Here is a 12318-nt window from a genome sequence, read left to right as displayed (position 1 = left end):
TTTCCAGTGAATCCAGCAATGAAATTGAACTGCTTCTCAGCATATTCTTTTACGTCCGATAATGCAAACTTATTGGACATAGCGAGGAATCGCAGGGTGGGGCGGTTTCTACACTATATGGTAGGCAAAAGCGCCGTGCTAAGATAGTGTAGTGGCATGCGCAATCAGCCCGCAACCATCTCTGACGACCAGACGAACCTACCGAAACTCCCGGGCTGGGTCACCTCCGGGCATGCAGAAACCCTTGAAACTGTGGCTTTCAGGTCAGGCGCGGCGCTGACAGTGCTGGATGCGTTGGTATCCGATCCGACTCACGGCGTCCCGGTGAAATTGCTTGCCAATCGGTTATCTCTGGCCGCTGCGACCGCTACCTCGAAGCTGGAAGGGCGCCTGGCACAGGAGGGCGATATCCGCGACGCCTTTCATTTGGCGCCACCCAGTGAGGTCCGCGGACCGGACGGCGATCTGCTGGCGTTCTGGCGCAAAGCCACGCAGATTCGACTGACCGGGCGCGATTGGCAAGTGGCGCTCGTGGCTCTCATCGGCTCCGACTTTGATCTAGAAGTCGATGCCTGGCTCGAAGCCGGGACTGCCCGTGCAAAGACCCACGGGCCGCTGGCTGGGTGCGTTTCGGTGATGCGCGCGGTTCTGGAGGTGGACGACCGGGCGGAGCGGCTGGCCTGTCTGCTCTCTGATGTTGCACTGGCGCGGGTCTTGAGCTGGCCGACAGTCTTGCCCGTCTCGGGGCACTGTCTGACGAAGGCGATGTTGCGCGATCTGGTCGGGGACGGGCAGGGGGCTGACTTGATTGTGCAACATCGCATGTTGCAATCCATTGAAGAGACGATCCGTCTGGCGCGGGATTTGGCGCAGCGCGGCGTGGCACTTCAAGGGATTGCCCCGAAGCTGCGGTCCAAGGGATCGGACGCAGCGGTCGCTCTGTTTCTGTCTGAGGATGCGGTTGCACCGTCAACGATGTTGTCACCAATGATCCAAGGGACCAAGATCCCCATGACCGACCGGGCAGCGCGGCGGCTCTGTGACCGGCTGGTCGCGCTCGGGGTTGCTCGCGAGCTGACCGGGCGACCGACCTTCCGGCTCTACGGGATCGCGCCATGACGACCGCAGCGACTAAAAGTAAGGCAGCCGATGAGGGCGGAGGCGTTTTCGACAGGGAACTGGAGGACCTGCCGCAAGAGCTGCGTTGGCGCGAATGGATGGGGCGGATCGAGGCCGTGCTGTTTGCCAGTGCCTCACCGATTGGTCGTGACGATCTGGTACGCGTTGTAGGGCAGGGGGCCTCTGTCGAGATGTTGATTGAGGATATTCAGGCGGAGCTGACCGGCCGACCTTATGAGCTCGCGCAGGTCGCGGGCAAGTGGATGTTCCGGACCCGTACACAATTTGCTGACGCCATTAAGGCAGCGGCTGATCTTGGGGAGCAGTCGCTCGCCTTCACCGAGATGGAGATGGGCGTGCTTTGCGCCATTGCCTATCACCAGCCGATCGATCGGGCTGGACTCAAGGGCATCTTTGGCAAGGAGGTCAGTCGTGATCTGTTGGCCCGGCTGCGGTTCAAGGACCTGATTGCAAGTGGTCCGCGCGCGCCGCGGCCTGGCGCGCCGCATACCTTTGTGACGACTGAGACATTTCTGGCGACGTTTGATTTGCAGACATTGCGGGACTTGCCAGAGTTGGAGTTGGCTGATGGAAACGCAGATGAGGCGACCCGAACGAAGCTGGTCTGACGCTCTTCGCTTTCAATTGGTCGGGCTTCGACTTTCAAGCAGTCAGAGGTGTGAGCAGACTTCACGTGCAAATGCACAGCAGAGTTTACGTGTATTTGCACATCTTTGAGGTATAGGATTGACTTCTATACCTCAAAAATGGTCACAATGTGAGCTATAGAAAGGAGCTCTATACCTCATGGCATGGAATTGGCAGATACCCGGTTGGCCGGAATTTCGGTATGACGCGGCAGCACTGGCACCGCTCGAGCAGCGTTTCTTGCTGTCGTCGGGCGAGATCCTGGGTGCCGTTCACCATGTCAGTCCAACTGAGCGCGATCAACTCCGCATCGACCTGCTGAGCGATGAAGCCATGAAAACCAGTGCCATCGAAGGCGAGATGCTGGATCGTCAAAGCGTGCAGTCCTCGCTGCGCCGTCAGCTTGGATTGTCGCCTGACAGCTACCCAACCAAGCCCAGAGAGCAGGGTGTGGCCGAGATGATGGTCGATGTCTATTCGACTTATGCCGAGCCACTCACGCATGAGACGTTGTTCAGATGGCATGACATGTTGTTGTCCCACGATCGGCGGTTAGAAAGCATCGGGGCCTATCGCCAGCATGAAGACGCAATGCAGATCGTATCGGGTCGTGTGGATCGGCCAATCGTTCATTTCGAGGCGCCGACATCGGCGCAGGTTCTGGGCGAGATGGAGCGGTTTGTGGATTGGTTCAATGTGACCGCGCCAGGTGCAGAAGAACCACTGTCGGCGCTGACACGGGCAGGTCTCAGCCATCTTTACTTTGAAAGCATCCATCCTTTTGAAGACGGCAACGGACGATTGGGCCGCGCTTTGGCCGAGAAATCACTTGCGCAAAACATGGGCCAACCGAGCCTGATCGCGCTGGCCTACTCGATCGAGCGGGAGCGGAAGGCTTACTATGATCAGCTTGAGCGGCACCAGAAGACGTTGGATGTCACGCCCTGGCTAGAATGGTTCGCGGAAACTGTTTTGTCAGCGCAAAAAGTTACTCTTGATCGAGTTGGTTTTTTCATTGCGAAGGCACGTTTCTATGATCGGCATCGCCTCCAGCTGAACGACCGCCAAGCCAAGGCAATCGAACGCATATTCCGGGAAGGACCAGATGGCTTCAAGGGCGGTTTGAGTGCCGAGAATTACATTTCGATCACGGGCACGTCGCGAGCGACGGCGACCCGAGATTTGCAAGAGTTGGTTGAGATCGATGCCCTGAGGCGGACCGGCGAACTAAGGTACACGCGTTATTGGCTGAACTTGCCAAGCACGAACGCATAATTAGGCGTTTAAGAGCGTCTCATCTATCTCTCTGAGAGTCCGCCGGTCCGGGTTGTCTGACGTCAGCGCCCATGGGTCCAAATAGCGTTATTTGCTAAGAGAGTGTTTGTTGCTCATCGTAGCCACTGAGGAGTGGACGATGAGAAAGACAACGAAGAGCCCTGGCGAGAAGATCGTCAAAGACATCAAGCGCGCCACGCGCAAGCATTATTCATCCGAAGAGAAGATCAGGATCGTACTGGATGGGCTGCGTGGCGAGGACAGCATTGCAGAGCTGTGCCGCCGTGAAGGCATATCGCAAGGCATTTACTACAAGTGGTCCAAGGACTTCATGGAAGCCGGTAAGCGGCGTCTGGCAGGCGACACTGCGCGGGCTGCAAACACCGATGAGGTCAAAGAACTGCGCCGTGAGGCCAAGGATCTCAAAGAGGTTGTCGCGGAACAGACGCTCGAATTGCGTCTTCTCAAAAAAAGCATGACAGGCGATGGGGGCGACCACGAATGAGGTATCCTGCATCAGAGAAGCTGGAGATCATTCGTTTGGTTGAGGGCAGCCATCTGTCGGCGCGTCTGACACTGGCCAAGCTGGGTATCCCACGCACGACGTTCTACCGTTGGTACGATCGGTACCTGCAGCGCGGTGAGGCCGGATTGCAGGATCAATCCCCCAAGCCCAAGCACGTTTGGAACCGCGTGCCTGACGAGGTGAAGCGCAAGGTTGTCGACTTCGCCTTGCAGGAAACGGAACTGTCACCGCGCGAGTTGGCGGTGACGTTCACGGATCAGGAGCGCTATTTTGTCTCAGAATCCACAGTGTATCGGGTGCTAAAGGCGCATGATCTAATCACTAGCCCGGCCTTCATCGTCATCAAGGCAGCCAGCGAGTTCAAAGACAAAACAACTGCGATCAACCAGCTTTGGCAAACAGACTTCACCTACATCAAGGTTCTGGGATGGGGTTGGTTCTATCTCAGCACTGTCCTCGACGACTACAGCCGCTACATCGTCTCCTGGAAGCTCTGCACCAACATGCGGGCTGAAGACGTTACCGATACGCTTGACCTCGCATTGCAAGCATCCGGCTGCGACCAAGTTCACGTCGTTCACAAGCCACGTCTGCTCAGCGACAACGGATCGAGTTACGTCTCTGGAGATCTGGCGGAATGGTTGCAGGACAAAGGCATGAAGCATTCTCGCGGCGCGCCATACCATCCGCAAACCCAAGGCAAGATCGAGCGTTGGCATCAGACTTTAAAGAACCGCATCCTGCTGGAAAACTACTTCCTGCCGGGTGATCTTGAAGCTCAAATCGAAGCCTTCGTCGACCACTACAATCATCAGCGGTATCACGAGAGCATCAACAACGTCACACCCGCCGACGTCTACTTTGGCCGTGACAAAGCCATTCTAAAACAAAGGGAAAGGATCAAACGAAAGACACTCGAAGCGCGGCGCTTGCATCACCGACAGCACGCCGCATAATGAAACCAACCAGATGAGCCAAACTCTCACTTAGTTTAAGCTGCCATTGGTTCCAAAAACCCTGACGACGGACAGAGCGGGACACGCAGGCGGATGGAGCGGCGGGATCGTTTTGCACCGCAAAACAGACCAGAGTGGAAACCGCAGGCGTGGCCGGATCACGACGTGCTCGCGAGACGGGCAAACCGGGACGCCAAGTGCGCCGCCGCGGTAAGGCCGCATGGCCGCATGCGCGACGGACCGCAGGGCCGTTCTCACCTGCAAACCAGCCTCGCCGCGCCACAAATACCGATCATACCAACGGTAAAATGTCGTCCGGGGGATACCTAGCTTGGCCAGCGTCATGCGGGCGGACAGATTGCTCTCTTCGACCAACCTGATGATCTCCAACTTCACCGGTGCAGGGTACCTCATTCGTGGTCGCCCCCATCGCCTGTCGTCCACAATCTAATAGCATTTTCTCTATTAGCCCCGATGCTGCCAAATTTTTGCACCGCCAAAAACACATGAACCCGCTTTTCCTGAACTCACCATTCAGCAAGAGGGTTTCATACGATGTCTACGGTCGCGCAAATCACCATTGAAGAGAATAGTGGAGTCTTTGTTACTGAAGACCATTTCGGCCTCAACCACGTCTTCGAGTTTGAAGCGATTGGGGATAAGCCCTGGGAAAAGTTTGATGACCTTATCGAGTTTACTGGCCTCAAGACCATTCGTTACCCTGGAGGCGTAAGCGCTGAAACTATCTTTGACATAACGAATCCCAACGCATCGACATACATTGATGAAAACGGGCAAACGAAATCGCTCACGCCACTTAACGACTTCCTATCGTTTGCTAGTGACGTCGATGCTCAGGCCATAATCGTGATACCCGTCGCGCGGCTCTTGACTGATGACATGCCTTATGGCCAGCGCGCCTTTGATTTACAGCACGCCGAAGCAATCCGTAGCTTTGTCTTGGAAGTGTTGGAAACCAGTTTTCCCAACCCAATCAGCGCGTTCGAATTGGGTAACGAATACGAAGGCTACATGACTGCCGCTGAGTACGGCAAATTATCCGGCGATATCGCGACCATTGTGGATGAAGTTATTGAACAGTTTTACAATAATAATACAACTTACTCGGGGCTCGAGCAGCCAGGCATCCTTATCCAATCATGGGTTCAGAGCGTTACCGGGCTCACCAGTGTTGATGAACTTCTTGAGCGTGCACAAAACCAACTCAATGAATACTCGATCGACGAACTCTCGGTGATCGACGGAATTGTAGGCCACTTCTATTTTCGAGATGAGTTGCTTTCTGGTCAAGACGGGACAAACACTTTCAATAATTTGGTGAGCGCAATCGAAGACTCGGTAGGAATCATGGGATTCTGGGAGGATGCTAGCGGCGTCGATCTAGACTTAATGATTTCAGAGTGGAACGTCCTCCACAAATCATACGAAAGTCATGGGCTGGAGCAAGCGGGCTTAATGCTCGAAATGTTTAATACCTTTCTGGTTAATGGCGTCGATATGCTATCCTTTTGGTCTGCACAATATCACCCCACAAGCATAGCGAATGCTGCTGGCGACATCATGGTCGCCGGTGAGGTTTTTGCTAGCTTGACCGAGAACACCCTCGGCGATGCGGTCTTGACTGTGTCTGGTCTACCCGATGGGATCCGGGCACAGGCATTTTCTGGCGAAACTGACCTAGACATGTATGTGTCTTCAATTGACGAAGGGGGATGGAATGGCGAACTGGACCTTTCGGCATTCGGGACGCCGTTACGACTATTGTCGGCACAAGTCTTGTCGGTGGATACAAGTAATGCAGATGGCGAGTATGGCAGTCAAGCTGGGCTTGCGTATTGGAATGAGCCAGATTTAACACCGACATGGACCGACATCAGTTTTGAGCAGATCCTTGATGGCAGCATTCTCGGCTTCCCCTTGTCGCCCTACGAGGTGCTGCATGTAAAATTTGAGATTGCAAACGAAGTTGTCGGCGAAGCAGATCAAGTTGAATTGTTTGGAACCGCCGGTTGGGATTTGATTCTTGGCAATGATCTTGACAACAGGCTGGTAGGCCACGGCGGTGGCGATGAGTTCTTTGGAGGTGCTGGCAAAGACATGGTTTCGTATCAAACGGTATCACAAGGCATCGTTGCGGACATAATGGGCTTGAATAATAACGCTGGCGCGGCAGCAATGGACGTCTACCACTCGATAGAAAGCCTTGAAGGATCTGAATTTTCTGATCAGCTCTTCGGAAATCATGCGAGCAACTATTTGGTCGGCGGCGCTGGCAGTGATAAGATTAACGGGCGCAATGGCAATGACGTACTCGATGGCGGTGACGGTTGGGATTTTCTGGTCGGTGGCAAGGGAGCGGACCATATTATTGGCGGCAACGGTGTCGATACCGCTGCCTATCAAACTGCATACTGGCGGGTAATCGTCGACCTCGTTAATCAAAGCACGAACATTGGCGACGCAAAGGGCGATCTTCTTGTTGGGATTGAGAACATCTTGGGGTCAAAATACAATGATGTACTGCGCGGCGGCGGCGACGCAAACAAACTTAGCGGCGGTCAGGGCGATGACAAGCTCAACGGTCGCCAAGGAGACGATCGGCTTTTCGGCGGCAGTGGAGACGATATCTTGTTGGGCGGTGATGGAGCCGATCTTCTCAGTGGTGGATCAGGAAGTGACACAGCGGCCTACTGGACGGCATGGAGTGGCATTACCGCAGACCTAAGTAACGCCACGAGAAACACCGGCAATGCGGCTGGTGACACGTTCGTTAGCATCGAGAACCTGATCGGATCAAATTTTACCGACCAATTGTATGGTAATGCTCTGGATAACGAAATTTCCGGTCGTGCCGGTGCTGACACCCTTCATGGGCGCGGCGGCAACGATACTCTTTCCGGAGGTGTCGGAGCCGACACGTTTGTCTTCATGAAGGGTGATGATCACGATGTTGTTTCAGATTTCGGCCTTGGTGCCGACCGCATTCAGCTTGATCAAAACCTCACGAACGACTCAAATCTCACAAGCGCAGAATTGATCGAGACTTTTGGAACACTCGAGGACTACGGTCAGTCACTGACTCTCGATTTTGGCGACGGCGATGCAATCCAAATCCTCGGTGTCGCTGGATTTGATTTCCTAGCGACGGAAAGTTGGTTCGAGATTGTTTGAAAACCAGAAAATACCTCAGAGTATCAGCTGAAATCAGACTCAGCATCTACGTCATGCGCGAGATCTGCATACCGTGTTTCATAAGGGTTTATCTGCCCTTCTGCGACTCCTCGAAGCAGTTTGATGCTATCAAGCATCTGATTGAGATAGGCGTCGGCCTCAAGTGCCAAGGCAGAGATTACAGCCGCCTGCGAAACTGGCAATTCAGTTTTGCTTTTGGTCAGTTCTACTGCCACCCTCGCCAAGACAGCAGCCAAACTACGTTCAATAACTAGTCTCACAGCGTCATCAAGTTGACCGACCTGATCAATCGGTAGGTCTTGCGTGTGGCGCAGGAGTTCTTCACCATCTACTTCTAGTATAAGTCGTGTTTGCATTTGCTGCCTCCGGTCACGCAGTTCTTTAAGATCTTCGGCCAACGGGCCGCTGTTGTCTATCATTGCATCTTGCATACCGCCTCTGTTAATGCACGAGAAACAGAGGTCGGAAATTCTGATCATGAGTAACGACAAGCGAATTTTCTTACATCTAGGTGCGCGTGGGAACCTTGGCCCAGCGTTGGAACTGGTTCTGCGTCGAAACCCCGAGATTAACTCGAAAAGCGGCCTAACTTGCCCTGTTGAAAAAGTCCACAAGCCTGTCCTTCGTGAACTGATGTCTGGAAAATACTTTGCAAGCGAAACTAAGGTGCTTGAGGCTCTTGGTATCTCGCATGGCTCAAATAGAGTATTTATCTCAAACCAACACGCTTGGGCTAGTCCGCCCAATGTCCTAGATAAAGGGGATGTTTACCCCAAGCCACTAAAAAATGTGCTGCATTGGCAGCCGCGTTCCCGACTTGGCATGTTGTGTTGATGATTGAAATCATGCCAATCCATGAACTACTTCTCAGCTTTGAAAACGAACAACTCAACAAAGCAATAAAGGCGACGGATTGGGCCGATCTCTATGAATTTTCGTGGAGCGAACTTGTAAAAAATATTAGGCAGCGGATGCCGTCAATATCGATTGAAATCCTTCCGCGCACAGTCGTGCCATACCGCTTGGCCCCAATTCTCGAACTGGTTTCAGGACTCAGTTTCCCCGATCGACTAAACAATGAGTATCATTTGGCATTTCATATGGCAGATCCAATCGGCCGCAAGCTGTTGAAAGGGCTCCTCCATAGAGCAGACTATCGCGGTAAACACCTACCTGACGCTGAACTTCGAGTGGTTACGCAGCATTTCAGTCCACACCATAGCAGCGCTGAAGCCAACGCTCTCGGCCTCGACTCTCAAACAATAGAATTGTTTGATTTGAGCTACCAAAGCGACTTGGAAAAGCTCAGAGGACTAGAACGCGTGCGAATTTGGAACTAGTGCTAGTTTCTGCGCAACATTGAGCTCAGGCACAATTGTCGTGTCCGTACATGCCGGCAGTTAAGCAAGAAGTACGGACAAATATATGGCAATTGAAGTGTTCAATTTCGGTAAACAAACGTTGGCGGTTTTGCCCGAATCTCGCGCTCTAGGGTTTCCAAAGCTTGCTCCAGCAATTTTGCAAACTGTGGACATTTGTTGTCGTGTGCCACCCTTACCATGTCTCTGCTGATGCAAAGCATTGGGTGCTCGTTTATGTGATCTCGTGCCAAATTCTATGCCTTTCCCGTTGATTCGATTCGTCCCTGTTCCCGCTGGCTAAGGTGGTACGACATAGTTAATGAAAAACTAACACTACAGTTAACACTCGGAGCGAATGTTGTTGGTGAAGCATGAGAGCACGGTAACCGTCCGGTCTGACCGCCCTGCTATACGCCAGTCGTGCTTTCGCTAGGCGACGTGCTTCATATTGACCTGGCTCCTCGGGTTCGCCTCGCGCAACCGCTCAGCCTCATACCGCTCCATCGCTGCATCCACGTCCCATTTCTTGATTTCTTTGGCCAAGAGTTGGCCCTTCTCTTTGAGGTGTTTGGCAATCTGGCGTTTGACCGCGCCCACCGTCAGGCATTCCCGCGCTGGCGGACCGTTCAGGGCCGCGTCGTGCGTCGGGGCAGACCCAAAGATATCCGTCACTGCCTGACGCTCGGTGGCCGTCAATCCATTGACCACCATCGGCCCAAGCAGCAGCGATTCCGACAGGCAGCCATTGGCGGTGACAACTTCGTGCCGGTCGCAGGCGAAATGTATCCAGGTGATTTTGGTTTTGCCCTTCATGTGGCGGATGCCGGGCACGGCCGTCAGGGATTTTGCGGGCGCAAACGCCTCGCTGGTGAATACCGGCTGCAATTGCCCGGCCCCGCCGACAAGGATGCGGTGTTGCGGCGACACGATCAGGTCGTGGGCGGGCAGGTTCCGGCCCAAGGCACCGGCCTTGATCTGCACCGGCTTGTCGTCAACTTCGGCGTCTTCCAGCGGATGGTCGCCGCTGTGGGTCCAACGGATCGGCTTGGGTCCGTGATCAAGCGTCTTCACCAGATCGCCGACTTCCAGGGTTTCCACGGCGCGCGGGCCATCCGGCGTGTCGATCATTGTGCCGGGAGCATAACACGGTGGTACGTCCGTGAAAGAGGAGTAAGCAGGTGCAGTACCCGCGTTGACATCACCAGTGGCGGATTGTGAGTACGTGGTCCCTGGAGTCAGTGGCGCATTTACGATGTAGCCGACATGAACGCCTGCAATTTCGACACTTTCGATATAGATATGCGGATTGATACCGTCCCAGACGGCAAAGAACTCTTCGTCATAAATTTGGCCCGACGCGATCAGGTTGCCAGCCATGTCATTGATAACAGCCGTCTGGTTTGAATCGGTGCCAATTTCGTCTGGGCTCGAGTTACCAAGAGATACAGCGGGTCCGGTAGTGGAATCGCCGTCCAAAACGCCGTCATCGTCAGTGATCGTGATATCTACCCGGTGCAATGCCGGATCGTAGTCAGGGCGCAAAGACCAAGAATTGTCTGACGTCAGCGCTTATGGGTCCAATTAGGCGTATTTGCTAAGAGAGTGTTTGTTGCTCATCGTAGCCACTGAGGAGTGGACGATGAGAAAGACAACGAAGAGCCCTGGCGAGAAGATCGTCAAAGACATCAAGCGCGCCACGCGCAAGCATTATTCATCCGAAGAGAAGATCAGGATCGTACTGGATGGGCTGCGTGGCGAGGACAGCATTGCAGAGCTGTGCCGCCGTGAAGGCATATCGCAAGGCATTTACTACAAGTGGTCCAAGGACTTCATGGAAGCCGGTAAGCGGCGTCTGGCAGGCGACACTGCGCGGGCTGCAAACACCGATGAGGTCAAAGAACTGCGCCGTGAGGCCAAGGATCTCAAAGAGGTTGTCGCGGAACAGACGCTCGAATTGCGTCTTCTCAAAAAAAGCATGACAGGCGATGGGGGCGACCACGAATGAGGTATCCTGCATCAGAGAAGCTGGAGATCATTCGTTTGGTTGAGGGCAGCCATCTGTCGGCGCGTCTGACACTGGCCAAGCTGGGTATCCCACGCACGACGTTCTACCGTTGGTACGATCGGTACCTGCAGCGCGGTGAGGCCGGATTGCAGGATCAATCCCCCAAGCCCAAGCACGTTTGGAACCGCGTGCCTGACGAGGTGAAGCGCAAGGTTGTCGACTTCGCCTTGCAGGAAACGGAACTGTCACCGCGCGAGTTGGCGGTGACGTTCACGGATCAGGAGCGCTATTTTGTCTCAGAATCCACAGTGTATCGGGTGCTAAAGGCGCATGATCTAATCACTAGCCCGGCCTTCATCGTCATCAAGGCAGCCAGCGAGTTCAAAGACAAAACAACTGCGATCAACCAGCTTTGGCAAACAGACTTCACCTACATCAAGGTTCTGGGATGGGGTTGGTTCTATCTCAGCACTGTCCTCGACGACTACAGCCGCTACATCGTCTCCTGGAAGCTCTGCACCAACATGCGGGCTGAAGACGTTACCGATACGCTTGACCTCGCATTGCAAGCATCCGGCTGCGACCAAGTTCACGTCGTTCACAAGCCACGTCTGCTCAGCGACAACGGATCGAGTTACGTCTCTGGAGATCTGGCGGAATGGTTGCAGGACAAAGGCATGAAGCATTCTCGCGGCGCGCCATACCATCCGCAAACCCAAGGCAAGATCGAGCGTTGGCATCAGACTTTAAAGAACCGCATCCTGCTGGAAAACTACTTCCTGCCGGGTGATCTTGAAGCTCAAATCGAAGCCTTCGTCGACCACTACAATCATCAGCGGTATCACGAGAGCATCAACAACGTCACACCCGCCGACGTCTACTTTGGCCGTGACAAAGCCATTCTAAAACAAAGGGAAAGGATCAAACGAAAGACACTCGAAGCGCGGCGCTTGCATCACCGACAGCACGCCGCATAATGAAACCAACCAGATGAGCCAAACTCTCACTTAGTTTAAGCTGCCATTGGTTCCAAAAACCCTGACGACGGACAGTGCTCGTGTTTCCTAATGTCTTTCTTAGTTGGCCTTGTAAGGGCGCGAAAGATTCTGATTTGACACATTGGCGGGACGGGCAGTGTTCTTTAGCCTCGCATGTTCACAAATCTCATGTTTGGCTATCCGTCGCGCCTGTTTGATAGTCATCCCGAGCGCAGGC

General features: G+C 54.0%; 9 protein-coding genes and 1 pseudogene. 7 read left to right on the top strand and 3 right to left on the bottom strand.

Annotated features, from left to right (window positions below):
- Positions 1-156 precede the first annotated feature (156 nt).
- The 4 genes from FTO60_RS17565 to FTO60_RS17550 all read left to right on the top strand — a co-directional run bounded on the left by FTO60_RS17565 (position 157) and on the right by FTO60_RS17550 (position 4524).
- On the top strand, positions 157-1119 hold the full coding sequence (locus FTO60_RS17565; protein ID WP_148057328.1) for a DUF1403 family protein: 963 nt from the start codon (positions 157-159) through the stop codon (positions 1117-1119).
- Complete coding sequence (locus FTO60_RS17560) at positions 1116-1748, top strand: SMC-Scp complex subunit ScpB (RefSeq protein WP_148057327.1); 633 nt, start codon at positions 1116-1118, stop codon at positions 1746-1748. The genes FTO60_RS17565 and FTO60_RS17560 overlap by 4 nt, the downstream gene beginning before the upstream one ends.
- Positions 1749-1926: 178 nt before the next feature.
- Positions 1927-3042, top strand: coding sequence for a Fic family protein (locus FTO60_RS17555; RefSeq protein WP_148057326.1), 1116 nt, complete (start codon positions 1927-1929; stop codon positions 3040-3042).
- 139 nt (positions 3043-3181) lie between these two features.
- Positions 3182-4524, top strand: a protein-coding gene (locus FTO60_RS17550) for an IS3 family transposase (protein WP_148057338.1) whose coding sequence is annotated in 2 segments (ribosomal slippage) — positions 3182-3508 and positions 3511-4524 — 1341 coding nt in all. Because the reading frame shifts where the segments join, the coding sequence is not laid out codon by codon here.
- A 30-nt stretch (positions 4525-4554) separates the two neighbouring features.
- Here FTO60_RS17550 and FTO60_RS17995 read toward each other — a convergent pair.
- Positions 4555-4962: pseudogene (locus FTO60_RS17995) on the bottom strand (helix-turn-helix domain-containing protein); the annotation flags it as partial.
- A 117-nt stretch (positions 4963-5079) separates the two neighbouring features.
- Between FTO60_RS17995 and FTO60_RS17540 the strand changes: the two are divergent.
- Positions 5080-7716 carry a calcium-binding protein gene (locus FTO60_RS17540; protein WP_148057325.1) on the top strand — a complete coding sequence of 879 codons (2637 nt, stop codon included), beginning with the start codon at positions 5080-5082 and terminating at the stop codon, positions 7714-7716.
- Positions 7717-7739: 23 nt separating this feature from the next.
- On the opposite strand, the gene FTO60_RS17535 is transcribed toward FTO60_RS17540, so the two are convergent.
- Positions 7740-8168, bottom strand: a complete 429-nt coding sequence (locus FTO60_RS17535; RefSeq protein ID WP_148057324.1) for a hypothetical protein — start codon at positions 8166-8168, stop codon at positions 7740-7742.
- Positions 8169-8570: 402 nt separating this feature from the next.
- Between FTO60_RS17535 and FTO60_RS17530 the strand changes: the two genes are divergently transcribed.
- Positions 8571-9077, top strand: a complete 507-nt coding sequence (locus FTO60_RS17530; RefSeq protein WP_148057323.1) for a hypothetical protein — start codon at positions 8571-8573, stop codon at positions 9075-9077.
- A 450-nt stretch (positions 9078-9527) separates the two neighbouring features.
- Here the strand turns inward: FTO60_RS17530 and FTO60_RS17525 are convergent, their stop codons facing one another.
- Positions 9528-10475: a Hint domain-containing protein gene (locus FTO60_RS17525; protein WP_148057322.1), complete on the bottom strand. Its 948-nt coding sequence runs from the start codon at positions 10473-10475 to the stop codon at positions 9528-9530.
- A gap of 262 nt (positions 10476-10737) precedes the next feature.
- On the opposite strand from FTO60_RS17525, the gene FTO60_RS17520 reads away from it, so the two are divergent.
- A protein-coding gene (locus FTO60_RS17520) for an IS3 family transposase (protein WP_148057338.1) occupies positions 10738-12080 on the top strand; the annotation gives its coding sequence in 2 pieces (ribosomal slippage) (positions 10738-11064 and positions 11067-12080; 1341 coding nt in all).
- Positions 12081-12318: the final 238 nt, after the last annotated feature.

The sequence above is a fragment of the Octadecabacter sp. SW4 genome (genome assembly GCF_008065155.1).
Taxonomy (GTDB): Bacteria; Pseudomonadota; Alphaproteobacteria; order Rhodobacterales; family Rhodobacteraceae; genus SW4.
This window is presented reverse-complemented; position numbering and strand designations above follow the sequence as displayed.